Annotated in this window: 29 protein-coding genes; 13 read left to right on the top strand and 16 right to left on the bottom strand. The window is 60.1% G+C overall.

The genetic code is table 11. The annotated features are described in order from the left end of the window. The first annotated feature begins 201 nt into the window (after positions 1-201). The gene (locus tag WG898_RS19500) at positions 202-402 is read left to right on the top strand and encodes a hypothetical protein (protein ID WP_339604451.1); all 201 of its coding nucleotides are present in this window, start codon (positions 202-204) and stop codon (positions 400-402) included. Between the two features lie 21 nt (positions 403-423). After that, positions 424-816 carry a hypothetical protein gene (locus WG898_RS19495; protein ID WP_339604450.1) on the top strand — a complete coding sequence of 131 codons (393 nt, stop codon included), beginning with the start codon at positions 424-426 and terminating at the stop codon, positions 814-816. Positions 817-1269: 453 nt separating this feature from the next. Here the strand turns inward: WG898_RS19495 and WG898_RS19490 are convergent, their stop codons facing one another. The 13 genes from WG898_RS19490 to WG898_RS19430 form a co-directional block, all read right to left on the bottom strand. After that, the gene (locus WG898_RS19490) at positions 1270-2055 is read right to left on the bottom strand and encodes a hypothetical protein (protein ID WP_339604449.1); all 786 of its coding nucleotides are present in this window, start codon (positions 2053-2055) and stop codon (positions 1270-1272) included. Between the two features lie 67 nt (positions 2056-2122). Beyond that, positions 2123-2758: a hypothetical protein gene (locus tag WG898_RS19485; RefSeq protein ID WP_339604448.1), complete on the bottom strand. Its 636-nt coding sequence runs from the start codon at positions 2756-2758 to the stop codon at positions 2123-2125. Between the two features lie 4 nt (positions 2759-2762). After that, the gene (locus WG898_RS19480; RefSeq protein WP_339604447.1) at positions 2763-4049 is read right to left on the bottom strand and encodes an ankyrin repeat domain-containing protein; all 1287 of its coding nucleotides are present in this window, start codon (positions 4047-4049) and stop codon (positions 2763-2765) included. Positions 4050-4352: 303 nt separating this feature from the next. Continuing rightward, positions 4353-4784: a hypothetical protein gene (locus tag WG898_RS19475; protein WP_339604446.1), complete on the bottom strand. Its 432-nt coding sequence runs from the start codon at positions 4782-4784 to the stop codon at positions 4353-4355. Between the two features lie 98 nt (positions 4785-4882). After that, positions 4883-6019: an RNA-guided endonuclease InsQ/TnpB family protein gene (locus WG898_RS19470; protein WP_339604445.1), complete on the bottom strand. Its 1137-nt coding sequence runs from the start codon at positions 6017-6019 to the stop codon at positions 4883-4885. Positions 6020-6211: 192 nt separating this feature from the next. Further along, positions 6212-6568 carry a hypothetical protein gene (locus WG898_RS19465; protein ID WP_339604444.1) on the bottom strand — a complete coding sequence of 119 codons (357 nt, stop codon included), beginning with the start codon at positions 6566-6568 and terminating at the stop codon, positions 6212-6214. A gap of 23 nt (positions 6569-6591) precedes the next feature. Further along, positions 6592-6963 (bottom strand): hypothetical protein, encoded by a 372-nt coding sequence (locus WG898_RS19460; RefSeq protein ID WP_339604443.1) that lies wholly within the window; start codon positions 6961-6963, stop codon positions 6592-6594. An 11-nt stretch (positions 6964-6974) separates the two neighbouring features. After that, positions 6975-7391 carry a hypothetical protein gene (locus WG898_RS19455; protein ID WP_339604442.1) on the bottom strand — a complete coding sequence of 139 codons (417 nt, stop codon included), beginning with the start codon at positions 7389-7391 and terminating at the stop codon, positions 6975-6977. Between the two features lie 13 nt (positions 7392-7404). Further along, a complete protein-coding gene (locus WG898_RS19450) occupies positions 7405-8025 on the bottom strand; it encodes a hypothetical protein (protein ID WP_339604441.1) in 621 nt (206 codons plus the stop codon). A 25-nt stretch (positions 8026-8050) separates the two neighbouring features. Beyond that, positions 8051-8611: a hypothetical protein gene (locus WG898_RS19445; protein ID WP_339604440.1), complete on the bottom strand. Its 561-nt coding sequence runs from the start codon at positions 8609-8611 to the stop codon at positions 8051-8053. Between the two features lie 302 nt (positions 8612-8913). Beyond that, on the bottom strand, positions 8914-9867 hold the full coding sequence (locus WG898_RS19440; protein WP_339604439.1) for a tetratricopeptide repeat protein: 954 nt from the start codon (positions 9865-9867) through the stop codon (positions 8914-8916). Between the two features lie 93 nt (positions 9868-9960). Further along, complete coding sequence (locus WG898_RS19435) at positions 9961-12354, bottom strand: vWA domain-containing protein (protein ID WP_339604438.1); 2394 nt, start codon at positions 12352-12354, stop codon at positions 9961-9963. 259 nt (positions 12355-12613) lie between these two features. Next, positions 12614-13552 carry a 5'-3' exonuclease gene (locus WG898_RS19430; protein WP_339604437.1) on the bottom strand — a complete coding sequence of 313 codons (939 nt, stop codon included), beginning with the start codon at positions 13550-13552 and terminating at the stop codon, positions 12614-12616. Positions 13553-14028: 476 nt separating this feature from the next. Here WG898_RS19430 and WG898_RS19425 point away from each other — a divergent pair, with 476 nt between their 5' ends. The 6 genes from WG898_RS19425 to WG898_RS19400 all read left to right on the top strand — a co-directional run bounded on the left by WG898_RS19425 (position 14029) and on the right by WG898_RS19400 (position 18436). Then, positions 14029-15069 (top strand): recombination-associated protein RdgC, encoded by a 1041-nt coding sequence (locus tag WG898_RS19425; RefSeq protein ID WP_339604436.1) that lies wholly within the window; start codon positions 14029-14031, stop codon positions 15067-15069. After that, a complete protein-coding gene (locus WG898_RS19420) occupies positions 15066-15551 on the top strand; it encodes a chemotaxis protein CheW (protein ID WP_339604435.1) in 486 nt (161 codons plus the stop codon). Before WG898_RS19425 ends, WG898_RS19420 begins: the two co-directional genes overlap by 4 nt. Before the next feature lie 10 nt (positions 15552-15561). Continuing rightward, complete coding sequence (locus WG898_RS19415; RefSeq protein ID WP_339604434.1) at positions 15562-15861, top strand: hypothetical protein; 300 nt, start codon at positions 15562-15564, stop codon at positions 15859-15861. Positions 15862-15879: 18 nt separating this feature from the next. Continuing rightward, the gene (locus tag WG898_RS19410) at positions 15880-17547 is read left to right on the top strand and encodes an EAL domain-containing protein (RefSeq protein WP_339604433.1); all 1668 of its coding nucleotides are present in this window, start codon (positions 15880-15882) and stop codon (positions 17545-17547) included. 95 nt (positions 17548-17642) lie between these two features. Beyond that, positions 17643-17954 carry a hypothetical protein gene (locus WG898_RS19405; RefSeq protein ID WP_339604432.1) on the top strand — a complete coding sequence of 104 codons (312 nt, stop codon included), beginning with the start codon at positions 17643-17645 and terminating at the stop codon, positions 17952-17954. 62 nt (positions 17955-18016) lie between these two features. Then, entirely contained in the window at positions 18017-18436 is a 420-nt protein-coding gene (locus tag WG898_RS19400; protein WP_339604431.1) for an EAL domain-containing protein, read from the top strand. A gap of 61 nt (positions 18437-18497) precedes the next feature. Here the strand turns inward: WG898_RS19400 and WG898_RS19395 are convergent, their stop codons facing one another. Further along, a complete protein-coding gene (locus WG898_RS19395; protein ID WP_339604430.1) occupies positions 18498-19931 on the bottom strand; it encodes an IS200/IS605 family accessory protein TnpB-related protein in 1434 nt (477 codons plus the stop codon). A 282-nt stretch (positions 19932-20213) separates the two neighbouring features. Here WG898_RS19395 and WG898_RS19390 point away from each other — a divergent pair, with 282 nt between their 5' ends. The 5 genes from WG898_RS19390 to WG898_RS19370 all read left to right on the top strand — a co-directional run bounded on the left by WG898_RS19390 (position 20214) and on the right by WG898_RS19370 (position 21967). After that, positions 20214-20369 (top strand): hypothetical protein, encoded by a 156-nt coding sequence (locus WG898_RS19390; protein ID WP_339604429.1) that lies wholly within the window; start codon positions 20214-20216, stop codon positions 20367-20369. Next, positions 20366-20560 carry a hypothetical protein gene (locus WG898_RS19385; protein ID WP_339604428.1) on the top strand — a complete coding sequence of 65 codons (195 nt, stop codon included), beginning with the start codon at positions 20366-20368 and terminating at the stop codon, positions 20558-20560. Before WG898_RS19390 ends, WG898_RS19385 begins: the two co-directional genes overlap by 4 nt. Positions 20561-20573: 13 nt before the next feature. Then, positions 20574-20930 carry a hypothetical protein gene (locus WG898_RS19380; protein ID WP_339604427.1) on the top strand — a complete coding sequence of 119 codons (357 nt, stop codon included), beginning with the start codon at positions 20574-20576 and terminating at the stop codon, positions 20928-20930. A 136-nt stretch (positions 20931-21066) separates the two neighbouring features. After that, positions 21067-21522 carry a hypothetical protein gene (locus WG898_RS19375; RefSeq protein WP_339604426.1) on the top strand — a complete coding sequence of 152 codons (456 nt, stop codon included), beginning with the start codon at positions 21067-21069 and terminating at the stop codon, positions 21520-21522. A 4-nt stretch (positions 21523-21526) separates the two neighbouring features. Next, a complete protein-coding gene (locus WG898_RS19370; protein WP_339604425.1) occupies positions 21527-21967 on the top strand; it encodes a hypothetical protein in 441 nt (146 codons plus the stop codon). Between the two features lie 234 nt (positions 21968-22201). Here WG898_RS19370 and WG898_RS19365 read toward each other — a convergent pair whose 3' ends face one another. Continuing rightward, on the bottom strand, positions 22202-22639 hold the full coding sequence (locus tag WG898_RS19365; RefSeq protein WP_339604424.1) for a GNAT family N-acetyltransferase: 438 nt from the start codon (positions 22637-22639) through the stop codon (positions 22202-22204). 84 nt (positions 22640-22723) lie between these two features. After that, positions 22724-25033 carry a DNA topoisomerase IV subunit A gene (parC, locus tag WG898_RS19360; RefSeq protein ID WP_339604423.1) on the bottom strand — a complete coding sequence of 770 codons (2310 nt, stop codon included), beginning with the start codon at positions 25031-25033 and terminating at the stop codon, positions 22724-22726. Positions 25034-25042 lie beyond the last annotated feature (9 nt).

The following is a 25042-nucleotide window of genomic DNA, read 5'->3' as shown; positions in this document are numbered from 1 at the left end:
TATGTTCGATTCACAGAACACCTTCGATCACGAGCGGCACGCCGGAATCTACATCCGCGACCAGTTTGGGTATGACGAACTTCGAAGTGAGTTCCAGCACACAAGTTGGAACGCTGCGGATAACGACATGGCGCTGGTGCAGTTGATTGGCGCCTAACCGAGGAAAGAGTTATGGCGCTCCCTCCCGCCAACCCAGAGCCCTTGCCGTACGACCTCGGCGTCGAAGCGTACGGCAAGCGCATTCACTATTCCCAGAATCCTTACCAGGAAAGCGACTGGCGCCATGAGGAGTGGTGGCTTGGCTGGAACAGCTGCAATGAGAGCGACCCGGACACCTGGGATGACGCGGCCGACAACTTTTCCTCCGCATACCTGGCCGCCGCTGCGCCAGCGAACGGCTGACTTCGGAAAGAGAAGGGAACCATGAAGATGAAGAAGACGATGATTGCTGGCCTGACCCTGCTGTGCGTTGGTATGGCTGCACAGGCTGATGGGCTCGCTGGCCTTGCCGCGAAGATGATCGAAGTCTCCGGAGCCAAGGCGCCTGTGCCTGTCCTTGGACCTGGCATCAAGCTGAACATCGATGGCCGGACTGGCGGGAAAGTCGTTGCTGTCTTCGGCGATGACAAGTGCCCCCGCGACTTCATGGATCAAGGGCGCGCAAGAGATGGCTGCACCTTCATCGACAAGCCGGTGGTCACCGTTCACTACGTCGAGGATCGCAAGCTCATCACCGAGCAATGGAAGGTTGTCTCAAAGGACAACCGGACCTATCTCTACCGACCGAACGGCGCGGTGATTTCGCAAGCTCACTGACCACGGAAAGAGATAAAACATGAATTCCAAATCTTCAGAGCAGTCACCGAGGAGGCTAATCGGCGTTTTCCTGGCAGTCGCTGGAATGCTGATGGCCATAGCAGCCATGCTCGGTGCAACTCCCGAACCTGGCTGGCGGGCGACTGTGGCGCTACCGGGAGGGCTGGCGGCCTCGTTCCCCGCACTGATGGGGGCCTCAGTGTTATTGGTGGGAGCGAGCCTCCGAATGTTGCCGCACCGATAGTCTAGGAAAGAGCCATGTCAGCAAAAATCAGCCAGGCTGCCCACAAGCTGCCCTCAGAAGCCGAGCGAGGCTGACGATGGCGACGCAACTCTCGAAGAAGGCAATCGAGTTGCTCGAGAAGGCCGGGTGCAATGAGATTGGCCACGACTACATGATCTTGGGCAGCACCGATCTGAGAATCTTGCTCTCCAGGCGAGCCGTCGAGGATCTCAACGCCCAGGCCCGCGAGGACGTAGAGGCCGGGCTGTAGTCGGGACTGGTGCTGCCGCTGGAACAGCGTCGTCCCAGACGATGACATTGGCTGGCACTGAGGGCGTGATGAACTGGCGGCCTTGCGCCCACGCAAGATCGGCATCGTCAGGATCGGGGGTCAGATCGCTGATCCGGCGCCGTACCCTCAAAGTGATCGGCTCGCCGCCGTGAACGCGCGCCGCTCGGGCGCTGTAGACGGCGACGGGTGAACCGCTGGCGATGGTCGACACGTAGACGCCGGCCTGGGTGTTGAAGAAGTTCGTCGGTTGGCCGATCCGCAGTCCTTCTTGGCGCATGGACGCCAGGAGCGCGGAGCTGGTGTGGTGGAAGAGGGCGAATGGCATTTCCCCGACCCAGGACAGCCTGGCATCGATCCGCCCGGCTTCGAGAAGACCATCTGCTCCCACCTTCAGGTCGAATCGCTCCTCCAGCACGGCCTCGAAATCCGCAGCCTTTGGCAACTCACCGAAGGCCTGGCCGTATCGCCTCGCGAGCTCCTTCAGGGCCACCTGCCGGGCGGGGTGCTCAGCTGCAGCCGCGGTGAGCGCGCGGTCCTTGGTGCGGAGCTGGTGCAGCTCCAGCCGCAGCTCAGGATCGGAGAGGGCCTGGATCTCTTGGCTGGCCTTCAGCGCGCCACTCGAGCCCGGCTGGACCCCATTCAGGCGAAGTCGAAGTGCCAAGGCGGCTGCCTCGGCATCAAGGCGCTCCTGGTCAACTGCGATTTCGGGATTGTGTGGATTCATTCGAACTTGCTGAGCTTTCGCCCCCTTTGTGCCAGCTTGCCTTCAGCGACTCGGGTATTGCGAGCCGCTACATCTGCCTATTCCTGCGCGGCAGGCGGGTCGACGCATCAGGGAGCGTTGAGTCGTCAAGCTGAGTGCCAAGCTGTCGCTGCATTAGGACTTGAGCCAGGATGGCGCCACCCGTACCGCCATTGGCCAGCACCACTTCGATGTCGGGATGAGCAGGCTGATGCTGAAGGGCGATGGAGAGCATTTTCTCAGCCGTGGCGCTTGTGCGGGTTGCGGCGTGGAGGAACAGCGAATGGATCTTGAGGTCCCCGTCGTTGTCGCGCCTGGTGCAGAGCCTGTCAATCCACTGCGAGTGTGAGAGCGGCGTCACCTCCTCAGCGCGGTGTGGGGCAAGGGTCAGGTGTGGCGCAAGTGAGGTAATTGCCGCCAGGTACTCAATATTTTGGTAGTAGGCACAGAGGCCAGCGAAGGAGACTACCTTCCCCGAGCCAGGTAGTGCAACCCCTGTCGAGAGCGTTTCGATGAAGTCCAGGGCGGTCTGATGACCATGCTTGCCCACCAGGATGTCCTGGAGGTCTTGCATCGAGAGCTGCTCGTTCTCATAGCCCCAGACTGCCTTGCCGACGGCAGTCGCACGCTCGGACGGGTCCATTCCGATGTATGCCTGGGACTTTGCGGTGTCGGTAGGTGTCATGCGCTTAAAGGGAAGTCCGTGGGCGATGGCGCGGCCGGGCGGCGGCGACATGCATGGTGGGCTGAGAAAGGACGGCGGACATTGCGCGCTCGGTCAGAAGGCCAGCTGCAGCGCTGCTTCCAGGCTTCCCAATGGAGTTGGCGTAGGCAATGGGGTCGGAGAAGCCGGTGCCCTCAAGCGCCAACAATGGGTCGGCTCCGGCGGCGAGGAGGCTTCTGAAGGCCGGCAAGTTCCCCATGGACAGGGCGCCGGACAGCAGGCGCATTTCACTGACTGGTGTTGCGGTCTTCCCGAGGACGGCATTGGGGTCGATCTGCTTGGCCTTGATGAGCTCGACCATCATCTCCTCGAGCTCATGGGCCGCCGGGTAGTCGAACCACTGCTCATCGAGGAAGACCTGAGCCGCGGAATGCGCGATGGATGTGGCTTCGCAGGTAGCGCCAGCAGCCAGGAGGGCTTGAGCGCACTCGATGATCGTGCGCACCTGGGTGCCATCAGCATCGAACCCGGACTTGCCGACGATCATTGCAGTGTTCACCAGGTGGAACAGAACGGTGCCGCCAAATTCATTCCGGATCTCGCGCAACTCAGGCGAGTGCGGATCTCGAGCAATCGCGGCCCGGGTGCGCGCAGGGTCCAGGCTGCTGGCGGCGGCAATGATGCTCTCTGCATCGAATGCGCCATGCTCCATGATCCGGAGTCCAAAAAGACGCTCTGGGAAGATGACTGCCCGCGGCGCCGACAGACCATACGGATCCAGCCGGTCGCCCCAGTAGGCGCCGAGCAAGTCGGTCTCGGACTCGACGTACAGGAGAGCGCAGAGCACATCGGACTCGCTGATGTCAGACTGCTTCCGCCGGAGCCTCGTCAGGGCTTCAGGCGTCATTGCGAAGCCAGTGACAGCCTCGATAGTCGGCTTCGGCATGCCGGGCGTGCCGAACTCGTCGAACTCATCAGAGATGAACTCAAACTCTTCTTCGGCCTGGGCGGAGTCGGGGAAAACGGTGGAGACCATGTCCTTATGGTCTTCGTCGAACCAGCTGACTTTGTGACCAACCGCCGGAACGGCCAGGCCATGGGCCACAGCCCAATCACGCATGACTTCCTTACTCTTCGCATTGAGCCGGTGGAGATCAAGGAATCGGAGCTGCTCTCTGGGTTGCGGGTGGATGTCCCACCAGGGCTGTCCACCGAGCTTTGCGATCACCTCCCACGCTGCCGGGCACTCGCTGCATGACAAACCGTGCCCTTCATAGGAGTCGCCGCGGACACCTTTGTCCTTGGGGTCCATGGTTCCAATGTGGACCAACTGATGCGTCGGAATCCAAACAGGAAGGGACTCGACGTGCGTTGCCTTATCGCTCATTGGTGGGGTCCAGATTCAAGTCCTCGACTTCGAAGTGCCCAAGGCAGACGCCGGTCTTACTCTGGTTGTCGCACTCAGAGAACGTGAGATGAGTCCTCCCAGCAGCGCGCCGGCATACAAGCTCGGCTCGGACTTCAACCACTGAGTTCCCCGGACTCGAGACGGCCTCCATCAGGCCCCTGTCACTGAGACCGATCAGGTAACTGAGGTCGAAGCCGACGTGGAACTTCATGGACGCGGGCGTCGAGGCTTGGGATCTGGCGTTGCGGGCAATGCGGCCGCGGCCATGAGCACTTCGAGGTTGGCCATGAAGAAGACTTCGGCGCTGTCATTCTTGCCCTGTGACCCGGAGTCGTGATCCCTCAGGGCGAACACGAACATAGCGCTGAACTCGGGGCCGGTGACGGTCTTGCCTTGCGCGGTTCGAGCTGCGAGACCGCCGAAGGTCTCAGGCAGCAGGTTGATGAGTTTCATGGCGCCCATCGAGGGATCGGCTGGGTCGAAGATATCCCGCAATGTCAGCTCGGCCGCGGTACGGCCGGCCACCAGGTGTGGCCGCGCTGCGGCGTCCATGCGTTCGATGGCCTGCTTGATCGAAGGGATCTCCTTGACATCCACCCCACGGCTAAAGCCGGGGGATTCCTTCTGCAAGAGGGCCATGTCCGACCCCGGTCGGGCTAAGCCCGACCTTATTCGACACCCGAGCTGCCACGCGCCGAATGGCTTCAGCGCGCAGGCCCGGGGCGGGTTGTTCTTTCTCACGGCGCGACCAGGCCGGCCAACAAGATGTTGCGCGCCGCATTGACATCTCTGTCATGCGTCGCGCCACATTTGCAGGTCCAACTGCGCACAGCGAGCCCGGCCTGGCCCGTCGGGCCGGAGCGAGCGCCGCAGGCGCTGCACGTCACCGTGGAGAACGATTCGTTGACTTCCTGGAACCACACGCCTGCGTCATCGCACTTGTACTGCAGCATGGTTCTGAACTTCGACCACCCGGCATCGAGCACGGACTTGGCCATGCTCGTCTTGGCCAGGGCGGCCGCATTCACGTTGCCAACGAAGATGGACCGGTTCTGTCGAACCAGGTCCGTGGAAAGCTTATGCAGGAAGTCCTTCCTGCGATTGCCGATCTTGGCGTGGATCGCCTTCGCGCGATCCTTCTTGCCGGAGCGCTGCGCGACGGCAAGCGCCGGCTCCAGGTCGCGGTAGAACCGCTGGGCCTGGACTTTGAGTCCATCAGACGTTGCCAGCAGCTCCTTCAGTCCAAGGTCGATCCCGATCTCAGGGTCCACGCGCGGCCGCGGGCCGCACAGATCAGGGATCTCGATGGCCACGTTCAAGAACCAGCGACCGCGCGAGTCCTCGCTGAAATTCCCGCCGCGAAGCTTCGCGCCGGCGGCCAGGCATCCCGCCAGGCCGTGGCTGTCCCAGAGCCCAAAGCTCTGGCCATTGAAGCGAATCTGGCCGGCACGATAGTCGACCGCGCGGGCCTTGAAGGGCACCCACCCCAGCGAGCGCCTGGCGCCGCCGGACTTGCGCCAGGCCAGGCGCACCTTCTTGTGCTGACGTCGGCGCGTCGCATACTCCTCAGCGACTTGCTGGAAGACCGGCGAGCCGATGCTCAAGCCCGCTTTGCTGGCGCCATTCAGGTACGCCTGCAGGTCAAAGCCAGTCATGAAGCGTCGCTCGCGCTCGAACACCTTCTGGCTCAACTCGTTGCAGTAGTTCCAGACCAGGTTGACCTCACGCGCTGCGGCATTCAGCCAGGGCGCGCAGCGATCCTTCAAACGAAACCGGAGAACCCGCACCCGCACTGGCGCCTTGGGCGCGCGTGCGGCAGCCAGCGAAGCAGAGACTGCTTCGCCTAGGGTTCTGGAATCAGGTTCAATGAACACGAATAGTGGATATCACATGTGCAGCACGACTACAAGGGACCGACTCGCCTGCCCTGGCGGCAGGCTCGGCGCTCTACCTCCCCATGGCTAAAGCCAGGGGCGTCCCGCGCTAAAATCTGGTGAAGGAGCGCAACGCGGGGTCGACCAGCAAAGCCACGGAGGGGAAGGGCATGGCTGACATGATCTGGGCCATCAAGGATGCGCGACGCGCTTCTGGGCAGTTGCTGGGGCCTGGACGAGCTCGGCCAGCTTGGTAGCAGCCAGCTGGCGTCGGTGCTCTTCGACCAGGCTGTTCAAATGGACGCCGGCCAACATGCGCTGGCGCAGAAAGTCGGTACCGCTATGGCGGACGCTCTCAAAAACGATTGCCGTCGACTGCGCCAAAAAGATGTAGGGATCGGCATTGACCGGCTCGACCAGCATGCCGAACTCAGGTTCGACGGTGGCCGAGTAGAAGCCCTCCGGAAGCTTGCGAGGATTCGCATGCAACTCGGACATCGACTGACGAAGCGCGATAGAGCGGTAGTTGTCGACTTGAGATACCTTCATGACACTCTCCTTGTTTGCTGCGATCAGGGGCGAACGCGGGTGCGCGCCGGGGGCGAATCAACTGTCGCAGTGACAGGTGTGGCTGCAGCTTGGTTTTGCAGGCTGGCAAGCTCAGCGCGGTGGGACTGGACTTCGAGCAATCCGCGCACCATGGCAGTGATGTTGGACTCGGGCCCGTGGAGCAAGACCTGCGTCACATCGAACAGGCCGTGCACCTTAAGCTTGTCCGGTTCCGCAAGCGCTATAAAGGATGCCTTGCAGGCGCCCGCCGTAGGGCGGCCTTCCTGGTGGAAGAAGGCGAGCATCGTGCCAGGGGTTTCGGTATTCCCGACCATCGCGCACCAGAGCCTGTTGGCCGGGCCCTTGAGTGTGACGGGTGCTTTGTGATCGCTCATGGTGGGCAGGCTCAACGTGGGGAGGAGTGCCGGGTGGAAGGCTCTGCACGGCTGGAGCGCGTTCGGCTCATTTCCCGAAGAACCGAGGTGGCGCTGATCGAGATCGACAATGCCTCGATCTCGCTGTCGGACTTGTCTTTGAGAAAGTGCCTAAACATCAGTTCCTCGAGGTCATCAGTGCTTCCGCAATAGACCCACCGGCCAGGGGCCGGCTTCCCATCGCACTCCGCGCTGAACTTGATGAAGACGCCAGACTCTCTTGCCAGAAATACGGTGTCTCCGTCCTCGAACTCTTCGCCACGGCGGCAGAAGCGGAACGGTTGGCCATCGATATCGAGCACTTCGCGGCGCTCAACGAGGGCGCGGCGCATGGATGTGATGAGCTTTGCCTGAACTTGGTTCAACTCGATAGGTTTTCTGATGTTCATGCTGGTGCCTGGGTTAGGGACGGCGACGCATCTGGCGCGTGCGGTCGGTAGATGTCTGCGCTGGGGATGCCACGGGAACAGTGAGCTTCTCGTCCAGGATCTGCATCGCATCCTTTGCCGCCGAATATGCCGCTTTGGGAATGGGATTCCCAAAGTGGTGGACAGCCATGCCGGCAATACCCAGCGAGCTGATGGCTGGACCAGTGCGGACGCGCCCGGCGTATTCGACGCGGGACACGGCCAGGGCTGCCTCCAGGACCAGACCAGCGTCTGAGTCGCCGGTGACGCGGTCCATCATTCGATCCGAAAGACGCTCGATGCGGCCGCACAGAGCATCAGCTCCAGGAACCAAAGAAAGTTGACTGATGGCTTCGGCCATGAGGCCGGGACTACTGAAGCCGAGGGAATGACCTCCGTCCTCGCGACCATACGCCATCCTTCCTGCCAGCTCGTACAACCGAAAGGCAATTGGGGCGACAGCCTCAATAGAACTGCGAAGCACATCGTCGATGAATGTATGCGCTCGCCGCAAGGTTCGCTCATCCTGGTTGGCAAAGTGCGCAGCGATGATGTCATCGATGGTCGCCTTCTCACCGCTCAGTAGGCACCGAGTCGTGGCGCTCAGTTCGATCAATGAAGTTGCCTCCACTTTGCTCTCCTTAGGGGCGATGCCGACGACGGCGCGCAGCCGAGTCAGCAGTCGTGAATGGGGGTTGAGGATCAGACGCAGCGGGCCGCGGGGCTGGATCGATCCAATCTGCTGAACCACGGGCCGCAGCGTGAGCAGCGTCCAGCAGGTCGGCCAATTCACTGATTCGGAACCCGTAGTGATCCTCGCCATTGAGGCGCTGATGAGCAACGCTATGGTTGATCTGCAGTGTCAGAATGGAAGTCTTGGCAATCGTCTCGATCAATGAATTGCGCTGCTTAACGCCGTGATTCAGAGGGATGTCACCAGACAGTTCTTTCGTCACTGGATCCACAGTCAGCCATACAGCACGACCCCAACGTTCAATGTCCGCTGCAAACAGAAATTGAACGACCTGGCTGCGCGTCATCACATAGCCGGTGCCCCGCTCACTTTTGACCAGTGCGTAGAGGGAGGGATGTCGCCTCACCGTATCAACAGCCAGCGCCGCAAGGGACCTAGAAGTCTCCTGCTCATTGCTGTTGATCCCGGACAGGAGGTCAACGACGAAGGGCGACTTAGAGACCATCAAAGAACTTCTCCAGGCGTGCGTCGATCATTCGCCCCGTGCGCACCGCCCAGGCCGAAGGGCCAAAGTGAATCCACTCCACAGCATGTCTTGCGACGCGGAGAGGGATCGTGACCGGAGTCATAAGCAGTGCGACGGCGATTCGTTTTTTGGATGGCATGACCCACCGAGAGCCTGTGCTCGTTGGTATGAAATATCGGTAGCCAGGCAAGCGCCAAGCTGGTCACGCCACAACGCAGCGATGCGTATAGACTATCACATACGCTGTATAAAAGCAACAGTCAACCCGCGACTGCGGGTGTCGATCAGGTCGAGCTTTCCACGAATGCGAGGGCTGCAGCGTACTCGCGGCTGAAGTCCGCGCCCGAATCGACCTTCGGGTCAATTTGCTGCAATCCGGCGTACAGGAAGGACACGAGTTGGAGGCCTGTGAACTCTCCCTTTAGAGAAGGCAGAGGATGCTTGAGGGTCGGGTCATTGATGTCGACTCCGTCCACTGTGATCTTGCTGATATCTAGCACCAGGCGGTTTCTGGCGACATCTCCAATCTCTTTGAAGAGCTTGAGAGCGAAGATGAGGTACTCCATCACGTCAGGCCTGAACCCACCTAGGGAGCGCTGTCGAAGTCGGAGATGAGCAACCCTGCTGATCGACCGGCCGGCGGCCTCGCTCATTTCGGTGTCAGGAAACTGCTCGAGGTAGGCCTCAAAGAGCTGGACAGCCTCATCCATGAGCTCGGATTTTTCCTTGTCAGTACCGTTGAATTCAGGCGATTCCGCCCAGCGAAGAGCCGCATCCGCCAGAAGATAAAGGGTTTTCGGACCTGGGCTGGACAACCGGGTGGCAAGCCTGGCTTCATGTAGAGCGCGTTTGCGGTCGCCAAGCATCCCAAGGACTGCACTGAGGTTCTGGTGGGACGGTCCATCACCAGGGGAAATCGCGACTGCGCGCTCAAGCGCATCCCTGGCAGATTCGAAGTTGCGTAGTTGACCGTAGGAGACGCCCAAGGCGGTCCAGGCCGGGTAGCACGACGGATCCAGTTCGGCGGCCCGCTTGAGATGGATGATGGCCTCGGGGAACTGCATGGTGGCATTCAGCGCCAGGCCGAGATTGAGTTGCACCTCGGCGCGCTCAGGGCTGGTTCGGGACAAAGCGATGAGCTTCGGGATCGCGCTGGAAATAGCTCCGGAGCGCAGCAGCGAGAGGATCGAGTCGAGCGGGTCTGGGGCGCCCGTCGGAGGGCTATTTGGGGGCGTCATTGAAATCTCCGGTTCCCCAAATTATCGATCCCCATGGATTGCTCCGCTGGGGATCGTGTGGAGAAGGCCGGATTCGGCCGGCATGCTCCCCGCTTAGGGGCGGTTCGCTCGAGAATGCGTTGCTGGCGTGAGTCCGGCTTGCTTGGCCTCCTGCTCGCGCGCCAGTTTGTCGACGTCGATGTGCGTCTTGTTGGTCGCCTTGGGCCCGGACTCGAAGTAGACGATGGAGGCAAAGCCCTCGATGCCCTTGCGGAACGAGTCGTTGTAGCAGGTCTTCGGAGCGATGAACACAGTGGTCGGCAGCTTCTTCATGCCGCACTCTTGAGCCACCTTCAGTAGACGCTTGAAGTCGGGCACCGAATCGCCGGTGTCGGTGTAGTAGAAGATTGCGTCCACAGTCCGGCCGGAGTAGGGTGTCTTTTTGCCACCAGGCTTCACGAGGTGAAAGGCACTCTCGAGAGAGGCCTGGAAGTTCGTGCCGCCGCGGCCGCCGTAGTTCACGCCCGTCTTGAGGACCTGCTTGTAGTTCTTCTCTGTGATGTAGATCGGTTCGCCGCGGGCGATTGTGTCGGCCGCCACGTGAATGACATCCGGGGCAGTCCCGCGGGAAATCTTCCGGGACATGTTGATGCCCTCGGTGAAGAAGCGCTTGAGCATCGCATCATCGACGGAGCCTGACGTGTCATAGATGTCGATGGCCAGTGGCCGCTGCAGCTTGCCGGGAACCAGCGAGCCCATGAATGGCACGTCGCGTTGGTTCTTGAAGCCCATATCCGCGGCATCCACGCTGTAGATGACCCAGGGCTCAGTAGGATCATGGCGCTGTCCCTTGCCGAGCTGCTCGAGGATTTTCTTTCGGACCATCTGCCAGGTCAGTACTGGCTTGAAGAAGTCCAGCATCTGGGCCTTGGCGTAGTTGAGCAAGTGACCGCCGGGATACCGGTCGCCAACGCGCATCTGATCTTCTGAGGCCTTGTTGATGGCCGAAACGACGCCATTCTTGGCCGCCTCGATCTCCTCGTTCATCTGATCGAGGTCAGCATAGCCTAGCTTGTCGAGGGTTTCGGAGCTCACGCCGGCGCCCTTCAGGAGATCGACGAGGTCCTGGGTGTCCATGACGTGATCCTGTCCATGGAGAACGTTGGGCGCCGGGATCGTGTCCGGGTCTCCGCGACTCTGGTCGCCATCAGGCGAGCCGGGCTCGCCTGGCTGCGGCTGGCCTTGCTGGGGTGGGCCCATGGGGCCAGAACCTTGGCCGCGGCCCATCGCGCGCTCAAGATCCTTGATGGTCATGACACCACTCTGCGGTTGGCTCGGCATGTTGTTCGCCGAGTTCTGCGGGTTGAGGATCTTGTCCAGCACCTGGACGGCCATATCCACGCGTTCCGAAGGTTTCAGAGCATCCAGGTAGGCATCGCCGGTCTTGCCGCTGGTAAAGGTGGCACCCTTGCCGGCGACGGCCATTGCACCACGAATGTGTTGGGTGTCGAGCTCCAGAAGACCTTGGTGCTCCTTGAGCTTGTTCAGCCGATCCAGGCAATCTTGGAGCTCCTGGTTCGAGACCTGCTTGGGGTTGGCCTTTGCCTTGCCGACCCGGCGAAGATCATTGGCCAGGCCGGAGAGCGCAGCCGGTGTCATTGCGTAAGGCGGGGCCGTCGGAGGTAGCTTGACGCCGTTCTGCAGCTGCACCTTGACGTGGTCGGCCTCTTGGGCAGCGCCTTCCATGATGTCGTTGAACGACACCTCGCGGTTGGGGATTGCCGGCGGGTCCTTCCACTCTGTCATGAGGATCGCAGCAATGGCTTCCTCAGACTTGTTTCCGTACTTTTGGTAGTCCTCGAAATTCATGGCCCAACCAGTACCAACAGCAGTCGGGGCCAACTCTAGAAGGTAGGCCTTCACTGCTTCAAGCAGTTCGGAGTCGGAAGCCGAGCGGCCATGGCGATCTGCAAATCGGTCAGCTGCCTCGCCCTTGACGATGTCGATGTTGATCCGAATGTCCTGCGCAGCATTTGCAATGTCCGGGCGGAGATCGAGCATCCGTGCCAAGTGCATGCGCCTCAGGTGGTCAGCCTCGTGGCGGATAAGGACGTTCAAGGAATCCAGGCCGGCCGAGTGTTCGGAGATCAACTTGCGTGCAAAAGTGTCGGCGATATACATCTTCCCCGACATGTCAACAAATGCGGTCGAGACCTTGGCCTTCAATTCCGGCAGGTCGTAAATGAAGATTGGCGTGCGAGAGACAACCTCCCCAAGCAGACCATTGCGCATGATGTCGTGACGTTCTCGACCGATGTACAGCGAGCGCATCTCCAGGAAGTCGTCGCGGACGACTTCGATTTGTTCTTGCAGATCGTGCGCGTGCGTATTGAGCCGCTTGTTGCCCTTGCCAATACCCAGTGCAACCTCGACGCCCTTGTCGTTGGCGTGCCGAGTCACTCCGTGAGGAGGCTGTGTCGTTTGCTTAGTTTGCGAAGCTGCGGCCATAAGGCGCTCCAACGATGATGAAGTTCAAAGACATCCAGCTGGACTACGCAACGACGCCTTGATGTCGGCATCCAGAAAGGCTGGTAGGGAATATCGATGGGCCGCATTGGCTGACGGATGATATCACATACACCTCCGACATGCAATCGATGCGTCTTCGATGCCGAACTCAGCACATTGGGAGCAGATGGGCTTGCAAGCTCAGAAGCTCCTCCGGGAGGTGCGCGGATACATGTTCACAACGGGCGCGGCTGGCCAGCTATGGGCGCAGACGCCTGATCTGACGCGCATCGTGTGGGTGCGCCGATTGATGCTGAGCATGCTCAGATGCCTGGTGGATCGCCTCGACTGACGGAGAGGTTCGAATTAGCCTGGGTTCTGGAGCTGCATAGAGATCCGCGAGCAGCGCGGCCGGTAACTCCAGATCTCGCGGCGCAATCCCCAGTAGGAGATCAAACTTCATAGTTGCTAAGGCCCGAGAAAGCCGAGCAACGTCAGCGCTCGCACGGATAGATTCCCCAAGCTTGCCGGCCACAAGGTGAGCGTTTTCAAGGATCGCGTCTAAAGTGCCGTACTGAGAGAGCAGCTTCGCCGCTTTCTTGACGCCTACTCCAGCAACCCCGGGAATCCCATCCGTTTCGTCACCCATCAAAGCCAGGAGATCCGTCATCTGGGATGGAGAGACTCCGAAGTGCTCAAGAACCCAGGCGTGATCGCGCCACTTGGACCCGAAATGGTCGTAGACCTGAACACCAAAGTCCAGCAGCCCCAACATGTCCTTATCGGACGTCAAGACAATGACTTCGAACCCGCGGGCCGCGGCTTTGGTGGCCAGGGTTGATATGGTGTCGTCAGCCTCTACACCTGGAACACTCATAGCTCGTAGGCCTGAATTGTTCAGGTGCTCCATGAAGGACGGCATTGCCCCAGACAGCGACTCAGGCATTGGCGACCGATCCAGCTTGTATTCAGCAAATAGATCGTGGCGCCAATTCTTCCCAGGGTGGTCGAAGGCAGCAAGAAAGTGCGTGGGCTCATGCTCTCGGATGCCGCGCAATAGCGACTGCCAGGTGCTTCGAATAACACCTGCAATGCGATCATCTTCGATATCCCCGTGAACAGCCTCATTTACGCGGCGCACGATGCCAGTCCCATCTGCAATGAGCAGCTTGTGTCCATGGCTGTGCTGGATGTTCATGGCATCAGTGTACAAGATATGCTAAGCAAAACGCAATGTGCCGCCTCCTCGCGTGCCAGGGGCATACATCGGTTGCGAATGTCAATGGTGTACAGTGTAGTAGATACCCTACAATATTTTGCAAACAAGAACTCGTATGGAACTCATTCTTCTCAGCTTCTTCCTTCTCTCTGTCCTCGTTGCCGGCGCTATGGTCGACTCGGTTGGCCAAGTCGTCAAACCGGTCGCTTTCCCGATGCCAGCGCGATCTCTCACGGTGGCGCGATGAATCCATTCGCAGCCGCTGGTGCTGCCAATGGCTCCATTTTGGCCGGCAGGAATTTGTAAGCGCCAGACCGACCGCGGCCATACAAGAATCACCCCCTGTTGTTCATGCTATAGATCCATCCGGACTTGTTGAGTAGCAGCGAATGTGATATCATGCGCGCTGTTGAATCGGCGCGACATCCGCGCCGCGCTTCTGGTTGAGGATCTCCATGTTCAAGCAATTCACCCTGTTTCGCTTCCCTGATGACTGGACCGTGCCTGCGGTCAGCGCCATTGAGGAGGCCCTTGGTCTCGCTCGCTTCGCGCCGACTGGGCCAACCCAGCGAGAGGCAGTGGGCTGGATTGAGCCGCGTGGCGAAAAGCACGGCCCCTTGATCGAGTCGATTGGGGGTCATCTGATCCTGAAGCTGATGACTGAAGTCCGCAAGCTTCCGGCCTCGGCTGTGAAGGATAAATTGGCCGAACGCATTGAAAAGCTCAAGGAAGAGCGCGGCCTTCAGCGCGTCGGTGCAGCCATGAAGAAGGAGCTGAAAGAGCAGATCGAGCTCGAAATGCTGCCGCATTGCTTCACATCGAAGGGCGCGACCCTGATTTGGATTGACCCGGCCGCCAAGACTCTTGTGGTCGCCGCGGGGGCTGTCAAGAAAGCGGACCGGATCATCTCGATGATGATCGATGCATTCACCGAGATCGGTGATGCCCCGTCGATTCGACCGTTGAACACTCAAACTTCTCCGTCGACGGCAATGTCCGACTGGCTGGCGACGCAGGAGCCACCCCAAGACTTCACGGTCGACCGTGAGTGCGAGCTCAAGAGTGGCGACGGTGAGAAGTCCGTGGTCCGCTATTCGCGGCATACCTTGGACATCCAGGAAGTCGTCGAGCACATCAAACTCCGCGGCAAGACCCCAACAAAGCTCGCGATCACGTTCATGGAACGTGTGTCGTGCGTGCTGTGCGAGGACTTGAGCATCAAGAAGGTCAAGTTCCTTGACGTCGCCTTCGAGTCGACGAACAAGGCCGACAGCGGCTTCGACGCGGACGTGGCTATTGCCACCGGCGAACTGTCCAAATTTATCAAGGCCTTGGTCGAAGTTCTGGGCGGCGAATTCCAGATTGGCGCCGGCGGCGAAGTCGCAGCAGTCTCGCAGAAGTCCGGGCCCGAGACCCCGTCTGCGGCGACCGCGTCGCCTTTCGAAGCCGAAGGCTCTGCCGCCGAGCATGAATCCGAGGCCGAGGTGCTGGCGTGACCGACAACTTCGATCAGCTGCTGACGTTTGTCCTTGGGAGCGAGTCAAATGGCGTCGCGTTGAATTCGGTTCAAGAGATCCGGCACTATGAAGCGCCGACGAAACTTGTATCCGTACCGGCCGCCTTGTTGGGTGTTATTCATCTGCGCGATGTGAAGGTCCCGGTGCTGGATCTTCGCGCCCATTTCGGCATGGGAACGTCACCAGTCACCAGTGCCAGCGTCATCATCGTCTTCCTGGTCGACGGGCGAAATGTGGGCATCCTCGTGGACGCAGTTTCCGATGTTGTCGACGTCGGCCCCGAGCAACAGCGTTCGGTCCCTGAAATGGTGAAGCTGGTTGATACGCTGAGCCTGCAATGCATTGCAGCTACTGAGCTCGGCATGGTGCTGATGCTCAATCACCGCCGCCTCATCCAAAAGAGCTGCATCCTGTCGGCCCAAAGCGATTGCGCCGAGCCACTTCAATTGGAGGCGGCGTAGCCGTTCAAGTATGCAACTGCCACCCTTCGGGACGGTCATCAAGATCGGACTCCTTGCCGGTGCAATCGTCGCTGGCGGATGGGTTGCTATGCAAGCCAAGGAGCGGCGCGCGTTGGTCGCCTCGCTTGAGGCTCACGCTGTTGCGTACCCACAGGATGCGGCTGTCGTCGAGATCCTCGTCGGCTGCAATATGAAGCCGATCTTGAATGTCCAGGACTGCGGCAAGCAGCTCCTCGACAAATTCGGACCGGAAGTCATGCAGCGTCTCGCAACCATGGCGGACGCCGGGGCCTTCACGCCGCGGCACTAAAGGTTCAGATCAACGATCATGACGAAGTCTCGGGCGGGTTTTCACATCTCAACGCCAACGGTCATTGCCGTTGGCGTTGGCGTATTGGCATTCGGCTCGGTCCTGGCAATGGGATGCGTAGGAGTGGCCAAAATTGAAGAGCGACGCCTGAACCCTATCCATGAGGATGCCGCAGCCACCGTTCAGCGAATGGCTGCTGAAACAATTCGAGTGCTCCGGAAGGCCGAAGCTGATATCCAGCCTGGTTGCAATGAGGACACCTTGAAGTCTCTGCGGCGGCTAACTTTGAGTACGGACATCGTTGCCGAGTTAGGCGTTCGCGGCGAGGGTGACGCCGTAATATGCACGACAACTGATGGCGCGTTGCCGCGCCCCTTCCATCCTGAACCAGAGGATGTGATCGTTGTCCGCGACGGCGACATCATTGGGCTCTCGTTCAACAAGACCTTGATTGTGGACGGAAGCAACCAACTCGTGTCCACGATCACTTCGACCAGGCACTACACGGCGGTAACTAGCCCGTCGATGATGAAGAAGCTAACCACATCTGGCCTCACATCGTTGCGCATGCTGCGCCCAGGTGGCGGAAGTATTCACATCCTCCAGAATGACTCGAGCAAGCCCTGGATGGAGGATCTGATCCCTCAGTCGATAACAGGGGACGGATTCAAGGGATGGCGTTGGGGCTGGGGGCCGTTTGCATACGTCGTATCTACCCGGATTCAAGGGACTGACTTCATCGCACAGTCGGTGGTGTCGGTGCATGAGGTGTTGGGGCGAAACTCGTTGGCCCTAAGCGCGGCATTGCTGATGTCCATCCTCACAGGAGGACTCAGCTTCGTTGGCGCCAATACGCTGGCCAGGCGCCGTTTCACATTCGGGTCCCGAATCGAGCGGCTGCTGGAGCCAGAGAATGTGATCTGCCTACTTCAGCCCATTGTGCGGTTGGATTCCGGTGAGGTCGTCGGATGTGAGTTGCTCATGCGCTTGCGCGATGGAACCCAGGTCTTGGTGCCGTCCGCGGTCATCCCGACGGTCTTGGATGCGGAATTGACACACAAGTTCGACTCGGCAGTGCTCGAGCGAGCTGGTGCTGATCTCCGGAAAATTGAGCTCCCACCCGGCTTCAAAGTTGCCATCAACTTTTTCCCTGGGACCCTCAAATCCGGCCTGGCTAGGCATCTCCTTTCTCGGCACTTCTCTATGCTATTGAAGCGTGGAGTCCGAGTTGCGGTTGAGGTGATCGAGGAGCAGGTCAACCACGAGATCGCGGATCGTGTTCGCGAACTCGAGTTCGATGGCTACCAGGTGTCGCTGGATGACTTCGGGACCGGATACTCCAATCTGGTGTCTGTTAGGAACCTGGCACCAAGCTATCTGAAAGTCGACCGATCATTTGTTTCCGACATGGATGGAGACTCGGTCCCGTCCTCCTTGATTCCGGAGATTATCCAGATTGCTCGCCGCGTAGAGGCGCAAGTCGTAGCTGAGGGGATAGAGAACGATGAGCAGGCCAGACTGTTGCGCGAGCTGGGCGCAGAGTTCGGTCAGGGCTACTTCTTCGGCAGGCCGATGCCTTTTCCAGAGTTCGAGCAGCTGATCGAAGCCCACCGCGCGACTCGGGAGGCGAGCAATGTGACGGCGGCGCTGACATTCTCCAAGAATCAGGAAGCGCGTCGAGCTTGAATGGTCGTGCGGAAGTCTTCCGATCTCGACCACGAGAGAAGCGAAAACTTCATCCAATCTTTGGCATTGGCCAATTGAACAAGGAACGAGGATTCATGACCGTCAATGGCAAAGTGCCTGCTCGCATTCGCGCAGAGTTAACCGACGCCGCGTCTACTGCTGCGCGCCTTGCCGAACAGTTCAAGACCGATCTGTTATCCAAGTACCCAACAGCGAAAGTCGACTGGAAGCCGAATTGGCGAGGTTTGGCGCTGTCTGTTGAGGGGTTCAAGTTCCCTCGGAAAGGGCGGATCTACATTCAGGCAATCACGCCGGATTGCGCTACCTTCTGCCACGTTCACCCAGGGTTGGGCGTGACGACAATGACACGACTGAGCGATTTCCTGCTTCACTTGGAAGACTTGTAGATCATCCGCTGGCTCCTAGTTGTGGATCGATTTTGAAGCGTGGAGTCCGGGTAGCTGCTGAGGTGATCGAAGAGCAGGTCAACCACGAAATTGCGGATCGTGTACGTGAGCTCGAGTTCGATGGCTACCAGGTGTCGTTGGATGACTTCGGGACCGGATACTCCAATCTGGCGTCTGTGAAGAACCTAGCCCCGAGCTATCTGAAAGTAGACCGATCATTCGTTCGCGACATGGACGGTGCCTCTGTGCCATCGTCATTGATTCCGGAGATCATCCAGATTGCTCGCCGCGTAGAGGCGCAAGTCGTCGCTGAGGGGATAGAGAATGCTGAGCAGGCCCGACTGTTGCGCGATCTGGGCGCAGAGTTCGGTCAAGGCTACTTCTTCGGCATGCCGATGCCTTTTCCAGAGTTCGAGCAGCTGATCGAAGCTCACCGCACGACTCGGGAGGCGAGCAATGTCACCTCCGCCCTGACTTTGTGAATACTCCCGCGACTAAACGCCGAGCGGCGCTGTAGTCGGGGCATCTGAGCATGAGTCAAGCTCATGCCAAGACACCCGCTGGCGAAGCCAGACGGTTAGAGGTTCCGCGAGGAATTTGAGGCTGGGTTTTGGCCCACTCCCAAATATGCGCGAGCACCAGAGGCATTCTCTCGACAGGGCCGAAGCTTTTGCCGGCGTCTGCCTTGTGTTCGTTGCTGGGATTGATGCCCAGCAGCATCGCGAGCCCGCGGGCCGCGATGTTCAACGCGCCGTTGAGGTCCGCGTTGTAGCGCTTGCCGCTGGCGAACGTCGCCAGCTGCGCATTCTCTTTCGAGCGGCGCACCTTGCCCGAGCCGTCATAGGCCCATCGGCTCGTGCCACGAGCGAAGACCTCGAGCACGCGCATGCCCGCCTCCTGAGCCTTGTGAGACAGGGCCTGGACCAGCGCACGATGCTGGAAGCGGTGGAAGCGCTTGCGCTGTGCCTTGCTCGGGCCCTTGGGGCGCCAGCCCTTCAGATCCTCGATGACGAAGGCCTTGGCGCCGTGCGCCGCGGCGAAGGCCGCGAGCTCTGACGCCAGGGTCCGTGCCGCATCGAGGCTGTAGCCTGCGATGCGCCGGTGTAGCGCCACGCAGTGGCGCTCACCCCGCTGAATCGAGCCGGAGAGGCTCTGCTTCTGTGCAATGGTCGCTGCCAGAGCGTCGCGCCGGTCGTTGTGCCTGCCGCAAGTGAGGAACTTGCGGGCTATCACCGTGCCGGATGAGTCGACGATGGCGGCGGTTGCCGCAGTGTTGATGCCCACGTCCACAGAGCACACCCGAGAGGACTCGGGTGCGTCAGTGGCGAAGGTCTTGTTGGTGATGTACTTGGGCGGTCGAACCTCGACCGGGCAAGAGAGCCAGACCTTGGCGCCGCGCTGCATCAGCGTCGGGCAAAGATCCATCTTGTTCGTGGCCGGCAGCAGCCGCTTGAAGCGCCCCTTCAGGGTCAGCGGCTCGCTGAACGACCAGGCGCCGTTGGAGCGCAGCAGCTTCACCTGCACTGTGCGCAAGGCTGGGCCCACCAGGATCATGTTCCCACCGTACAGCGACGGGAAGACGTTGCTGAAGCCTAGGCGTGGAGGCCGAGAGCCGACGGCGCGGGCCTTGCCTCCGATCTCACCATCGAGCCAGTTGGAGTAGTTCGAAAGAAACGAGGCCACCGCGCCGTAGGCGTGCTCAATGGCCGCGCGGCGAAGATAACTGGGCATTTTGCCGAGCATGCGGTCCAGGACCGCATAGCGAACAGACGGCCGCTTGGCCGTTGCATGGAAGAGCGACTCGACCGCCTGGCACTTTGACTTTGCATTGGCCAGGGCCGGCCAGTGAGTCAGGATGACGCCGCTCAGCGCTCGCACGGCGCGCCGGTAGGCGGCGATAGTGCGCTCCACATCGGCACGAACCTCAGGAGAGGTCGCCAGCGCGTGTGCTTCGGTGCGGATGATCTTGGAGGACACGAGTATCAGATATCACATGGAAACCAAAGGTACAAGGCACCTCGCATGGCGCGAGGTGCCAGCCGCCTGACCCGCGACTAAGCGGGTCGGCTTTGCCTCCAGGCACTTCGTGCCAACCCGCTGTAGTCGGGGGATGCGCGGCAGATTTGCTCAAAGAATCAGGAAGCTCGCCGGGCCTGATCTCTCGCGATGTTCGCGCACCTTCAGCGCACTTGATGAGCCGTTGCACTCTTGTCGGCGAGGTGCTATCTCCGAGTCACCAGCTCCAAGGAGAACCTGATAATGGAAGAAGTCGCTGCTCAAGAACTGATCTCCGCCTTTGCTGCTGCCTGTCGGGCTGTGGCCTGGGCGGAGGCTGGTGGTGACGACGCCGACGAGAAGGATGTCGAAACCATGGCAACGGCTAAGGCGAACCTGCTCGCGGCGCTCACAAAATGACCGCAGATGATTTAGATATTCTGAAATCAGAACTGGAGCGCGACGACTTGCAGATTTACTCAGCTGCCGCGATGGCCCGCCGAGATATTGAGACTGGCAATGTCGATGCGGCGTTAGCTCGTTTGCGTGTCGATGCCGACAAGCTGCGCTGCTACGACACCCAAATCAACCGGCTCCTGATGAGCCACTGACTCACTAGGTAGGATGGAGCTCGATCCCTTTAAGCATCAATTTCGGCTGAAGAAGCCGTGCAAGAACTGCCCGTTCCTGGTTGATGGGGCCGTCGAGCTAGCCCCTGGCCGTGTGGACGGGATCATCGAAACGCTCCTGAAAGATGACTATTCCACATTCCAGTGCCACAAGACGGTCCACTCGTCGCGCGGCGGCGAATGGGACGATGAAGACAACTACATTCCTTCAGGTCACGAGGCCATGTGCGCTGGCGCCGCTGCGCTGTTGATGAAGCGAGGGCGGCCGACCGTTGGGATGCGGATCGCCTTCGCGCTCGGTGCCGCCAAACCTGACCAGTGGGACGCTATAGCCCGTCAGGTCATCGACTAGCTTGAACGTGGTACGGCGTGAATTCTGTTGAACCAGGGGGAGCAATCCCAGTCACCACGGGACCAACTTGACGCTTTTGTGATGTGGTGATATGTCACAAGCATCTGCAATAAAAGACTGGGAAGTCACGATGTCCATGAATATCACTGAATCAGCCAATCCCTGGTGCGGTTGGTCGAGTTGCGCGCTGACAGTTGCCAAGGTCAGCGGCTCCATTTGGGCAGGCATCGCGATTTTTGGCGGCCTGCGGGACAACTGGAAAGTTGTAATGATGCAGTTGGGTATGGGCTTCTGGGCCAACATTGTCTGCAGTGCAATTTTGGCCGGTATCGGGGCATCGATCTTCTGTCACGTCAGCCAATGCATGACTTCGACGGATGAAGTTAAAGTCCTAAGGCGTCACGCTAAAGGAATAGCTATGGCCACTGCGCTGTCGGCGGTGGCTCTCTTGCTGGCCATTGCCACGCCGGAATCCCCGACCGGCGCGCTCCGAATTTTTGCGTATATTTGGGCGCTGCTCAGTGCTTCCGGCGAAGTTTTGCTAGGCACGATTTGGCTTGTTGTGCCACTCGGGCGCGTGAAGACTATTTGACTGCATGATAGGCAACTTCGATTCCCTAATGGCCGTTCTATTGAACAGTCCACTGTTCGCTGGTTTGGTCGCCGCATCCATCGCCCTGGCGGGTTATCGGTATCTTCAGGTTCGCCGAGATGCTCCGATGTGGGCGAGCCTCGATCTGCTGGAAACGGAGCAATTCCGCGTAGCCACTCCGAGCGAAATTGAATGGTTCATCGCGGCGGCCGAGCGTGAAGGCAAACGGCCTTTTGCAACAGCCCGACTGGCCGAGGCACGCTCGCGCAACGGCGGCGAACTGAGACTCGGTCAATTGTGGTGGACATGGTGGCAAGTCCGCGGCCTGATCGGCTCGAATTTGCCGGCTCCGTCCTGTCGGTCGAAGGGGGACGGGATTGAGGATGAGGGCTCGTTCGCCAAGATCGAGGGCATCCCTTTGAGCAGCCTCATGAAAAGTTGGTGAACCGACTTCACGCGATCCTCCTTGTCGGCGAGCTGAGCAGCAGCCAGAACGGGCTCCAGGTAGCGGCAGGGCCGTCGAGCCTCTTCCTTGCGACCGTTGCTGTCAACGGCCAGATCCATCAAACCCAGGTCGATGCCGATGTCGTCGATTGTGCCGGCGGCGCATGTCGCTGGTGGACCTGCAATGCCCCGACTACAGTGCCGGGCGGCGTTTAGTCTCGGAGAGCAATGCCTTTTACGGCCTCAGTCGCTTGGGCGCTTTGTTGGCGACCCCGGGGGCGTACCCAAAGAATGCCGCGCCATCCGAGGTCATTGAAGAGTCCAGACATGCGCGCGGGTGGTCCGTAACTACCTCATCGAGCAATCGGCTGGCAACACCCTGCCTCCGAAAGCTGGGGTCCACGGCGATGTTGGACAGGATCATCTTCTCTCGGCCGCCGGCGTTCTCAATGCAGGTGAAGTTGATGGCCCCGATGATCCGTCCGCCAACGCGCCTGTCCCGCATCAGGTAGCGCCCTCCTGTAATGCGCGCTCCTTCGCTAGTAGGGAAGGTCTGGCCGCGGGTAACGTCGATGCTCCAGTTGTCATGCGCCAGCTGCCGCCGCGAAGTGACGATCTCATAGCCGATTCGAGGAGTCACAAACTTGGTGCCCGGCTCGTCGAGGAAGCCCATGAGAGAGCCCCCCGTCAGCTGAGGGTGTGATGGTCGGCTGCGAGTCGTCATGGACCCGAAGCCGCGGCTTGCCGCGCTGCTGGGTCACAGCAGGACTCCCTTCTTCGGAGTTTGGGCGCCCTTGCGAGCGCGGTGGCCGACGTGTTTCTCCCAGTCATGTCCGGCCAGCTTGATGTCCAACTCTTTCCCTGCCAGCTTGACCTTGCCCACAAAGGGGGCCCCATCGCAATGGCGCACCACCGACAGGCGTTGGTCATCCTCGAGGATCATTAGCATCACGCCCTTGCCGCCAGGCAACTCCTTGACCTCATCCGGCACGAAGGCCAACATGCGACCATCGGTAGACCCGCAAGCGATGTAGCCAGGCCAGCTGCCGGTGTCAGTCTTCTCGGGCAGGGCGACTGGAGGGATGGGGTTCTCGCCATCCTGCAGGGTCAGGAAGGCTTTGCCTGCTCGCTGCTTCGAGGCCAGGCTCTTCAGGGGTGAGACGAAGCCGTAGCCCATGTCACCGCCGAAGAGGTACTTCTTCTCCTCGGGCCCAGTCAGGGCTGCTGCGATCTTGGCCCCGGCCTGCTGCTCGATGAATGTCGTCAGTGGCAAGCCATCGCCGCGACCGGTCGGTGCCTGCGACGGATCCATCTGATAGGCGCGGCCCTTAGAGTCGAGCAGATACACGGAACCCACAGTCCGAGTCTCCACCGCAAACTGGAGCCCATCGCCAGTCTTGAATGCGAAGGCGGCCTGGTCGAGGCCATGCCCCTTGTAAGCCTTGACCCAGAGGTTCTTGGAGATGACAAGGGTGATCTCTTCATCGGGCACGTTGCGCACGCTAGCGCTCGATGCGGTGACACGCTCGGCCACCTGGATCACCGTCCGACGGTCGTCGCCAAAGCGGGAGGCGTCTGCACGGATCTCGGAGACAACCAGGCCGCGCAGCTCCGTATCGTTGGCCAGCAGGGTCTGCAGGCGAGCCGCAAGGGTACGCAGCTCGTCGAGCTCACGCTCGATCTTGATGCCTTCCAGGTTGTTGAGCTGGCGCAGGCGCATGTCCAGGATGTCGTTGGCCTGGATCTCGCTCAGCGAGAAGGTCTTCATCAGTTCGAGCTTCGGGTCATCGCTGAAACGAACGATCTTGATGACGGCGTCCAGATTCAGGTAGACGACCATCCGGCCTTCCAGGATGTGAATCCGTCGCAGCGCACCGTCCAGCTCAAACTGAGTACGACGGCGAACCGTATCCACCCGGAACTGAGCCCATTCGGTCAGCACTGGCAACAGGCCCTTTGTCTGGGGCCGGCCGTCGAGGCCGATCATGTTCATGTTGAACGAAACCGAGACCTCGAGGCTGGTGTTGGCCAGCAAGAAGGCCATCATCTGGTCAAAGTCGACTTTGCTGGTGCGCGGAATGAAGACCAGGCGGATCGCATTGTCCTTGTCGGACTCGTCGGTGACCTTGTCCAGGAACTCGAGCGCGATCTGCTTCAGGTTGAGCTGCTGCTGCGTCAGCGTCTTCTTGCCCGCCTTGATCTTCGGATTCGTCAACTCCTCGATCTCTTCGAGGATCATTCGCGTCGAGACTTGGTACGGCAACTCGTTGATGACCATCTGCCACTGGCTGCGCGCCAGATCTTCACGAGTCCAGCGAGCGCGGCAGCGCAAAGGAGTCCGGCCAGTGGCGTAGGCCTCTCGAATCTCTTCGGGAGTCGAGATCAGTTGGCCGCCACCGGGAAAGTCCGGTCCGAGGATGTGCTTCAGCACATCGTCAAGGCTGGCCGCGGGATTCGCTACAACCAAAGCGGCTGCGTCCGCGACTTCACGCAGGTTGTGCGGCGGGCAGTCGCTGGCCATGCTCACCGCGATGCCAAAGCCGCCGTTCAGCAGCATGAAGGGTAGGCGAGCTGGCAGTAGGAGGGGTTCTTGCTGGCTGCCGTCGTAGTTGTCGGTGAAGTCGACCGTGCCTTGGCCGAGCTCGTTGAGCAGTAGGTCGGCGATGGGCGCCAGGCGGGCCTCGGTGTAACGCATGGCTGCGGCAGTGTCGCCGTCGAGGGAACCGAAGTTGCCCTGGCCGTCGATCAACGGGTAGCGGAGCGAGAAGGGCTGTGCCAGGCGCACCATGGCGTCGTAGGCAGCCTGGTCGCCGTGCGGATGGAATTTCCCGAGCACCTCACCAATGATTCGAGCCGATTTCACCTTCTTGGATCGAGCATCCAGGCCCAGCGCATGCATGGCGTAGAGGACCCGGCGGTGAACGGGCTTGTTGCCGTCTTCGACGTCGGGTAGGGCTCGATTCTTGACCGTCGACACTGCGTACTGAAGATAGGCGTCCTCAGCGTGCTCGTGAATGGTGACTGCATGATCGGATGGGGGTGCCTGCAAGGATGTTTCCAGAGTCATGAGATTCGA

This window comes from Paucibacter soli, assembly GCF_037482845.1.
In the GTDB taxonomy this organism is placed as follows: Bacteria; Pseudomonadota; Gammaproteobacteria; order Burkholderiales; family Burkholderiaceae_C; genus Paucibacter_B; species Paucibacter_B soli.
Note: the sequence above shows the minus strand (reverse complement) of the source record. Positions and strands in the feature narration are given on the sequence as shown.

What these genes read in the sequence shown, in the direction of transcription:
- WG898_RS19490 (WP_339604449.1), bottom strand. Translation starts at nt 2,055, where the DNA reads ATGAATCCACACAATCCCGAAATCGCAGTTGACCAGGAGCGCCTTGAT.
- WG898_RS19495 (WP_339604450.1), top strand. Translation starts at nt 424, where the DNA reads ATGAAGATGAAGAAGACGATGATTGCTGGCCTGACCCTGCTGTGCGTT.
- WG898_RS19430 (WP_339604437.1), bottom strand. Translation starts at nt 13,552, where the DNA reads ATGAACATCCAGCACAGCCATGGACACAAGCTGCTCATTGCAGATGGG.
- WG898_RS19385 (WP_339604428.1), top strand. Translation starts at nt 20,366, where the DNA reads ATGACCGCAGATGATTTAGATATTCTGAAATCAGAACTGGAGCGCGAC.
- WG898_RS19415 (WP_339604434.1), top strand. Translation starts at nt 15,562, where the DNA reads ATGCAACTGCCACCCTTCGGGACGGTCATCAAGATCGGACTCCTTGCC.
- WG898_RS19485 (WP_339604448.1), bottom strand. Translation starts at nt 2,758, where the DNA reads ATGACACCTACCGACACCGCAAAGTCCCAGGCATACATCGGAATGGAC.
- WG898_RS19440 (WP_339604439.1), bottom strand. Translation starts at nt 9,867, where the DNA reads ATGACGCCCCCAAATAGCCCTCCGACGGGCGCCCCAGACCCGCTCGAC.
- WG898_RS19425 (WP_339604436.1), top strand. Translation starts at nt 14,029, where the DNA reads ATGTTCAAGCAATTCACCCTGTTTCGCTTCCCTGATGACTGGACCGTG.
- WG898_RS19405 (WP_339604432.1), top strand. Translation starts at nt 17,643, where the DNA reads ATGACCGTCAATGGCAAAGTGCCTGCTCGCATTCGCGCAGAGTTAACC.
- WG898_RS19365 (WP_339604424.1), bottom strand. Translation starts at nt 22,639, where the DNA reads ATGGGCTTCCTCGACGAGCCGGGCACCAAGTTTGTGACTCCTCGAATC.
- WG898_RS19475 (WP_339604446.1), bottom strand. Translation starts at nt 4,784, where the DNA reads ATGGCCCTCTTGCAGAAGGAATCCCCCGGCTTTAGCCGTGGGGTGGAT.
- WG898_RS19435 (WP_339604438.1), bottom strand. Translation starts at nt 12,354, where the DNA reads ATGGCCGCAGCTTCGCAAACTAAGCAAACGACACAGCCTCCTCACGGA.
- WG898_RS19375 (WP_339604426.1), top strand. Translation starts at nt 21,067, where the DNA reads ATGAATATCACTGAATCAGCCAATCCCTGGTGCGGTTGGTCGAGTTGC.
- WG898_RS19465 (WP_339604444.1), bottom strand. Translation starts at nt 6,568, where the DNA reads ATGAAGGTATCTCAAGTCGACAACTACCGCTCTATCGCGCTTCGTCAG.
- WG898_RS19410 (WP_339604433.1), top strand. Translation starts at nt 15,880, where the DNA reads ATGACGAAGTCTCGGGCGGGTTTTCACATCTCAACGCCAACGGTCATT.
- parC (WP_339604423.1), bottom strand. Translation starts at nt 25,033, where the DNA reads ATGACTCTGGAAACATCCTTGCAGGCACCCCCATCCGATCATGCAGTC.
- WG898_RS19370 (WP_339604425.1), top strand. Translation starts at nt 21,527, where the DNA reads ATGATAGGCAACTTCGATTCCCTAATGGCCGTTCTATTGAACAGTCCA.
- WG898_RS19390 (WP_339604429.1), top strand. Translation starts at nt 20,214, where the DNA reads ATGGAAGAAGTCGCTGCTCAAGAACTGATCTCCGCCTTTGCTGCTGCC.
- WG898_RS19455 (WP_339604442.1), bottom strand. Translation starts at nt 7,391, where the DNA reads ATGAACATCAGAAAACCTATCGAGTTGAACCAAGTTCAGGCAAAGCTC.
- WG898_RS19480 (WP_339604447.1), bottom strand. Translation starts at nt 4,049, where the DNA reads ATGGACCCCAAGGACAAAGGTGTCCGCGGCGACTCCTATGAAGGGCAC.
- WG898_RS19460 (WP_339604443.1), bottom strand. Translation starts at nt 6,963, where the DNA reads ATGAGCGATCACAAAGCACCCGTCACACTCAAGGGCCCGGCCAACAGG.
- WG898_RS19380 (WP_339604427.1), top strand. Translation starts at nt 20,574, where the DNA reads ATGGAGCTCGATCCCTTTAAGCATCAATTTCGGCTGAAGAAGCCGTGC.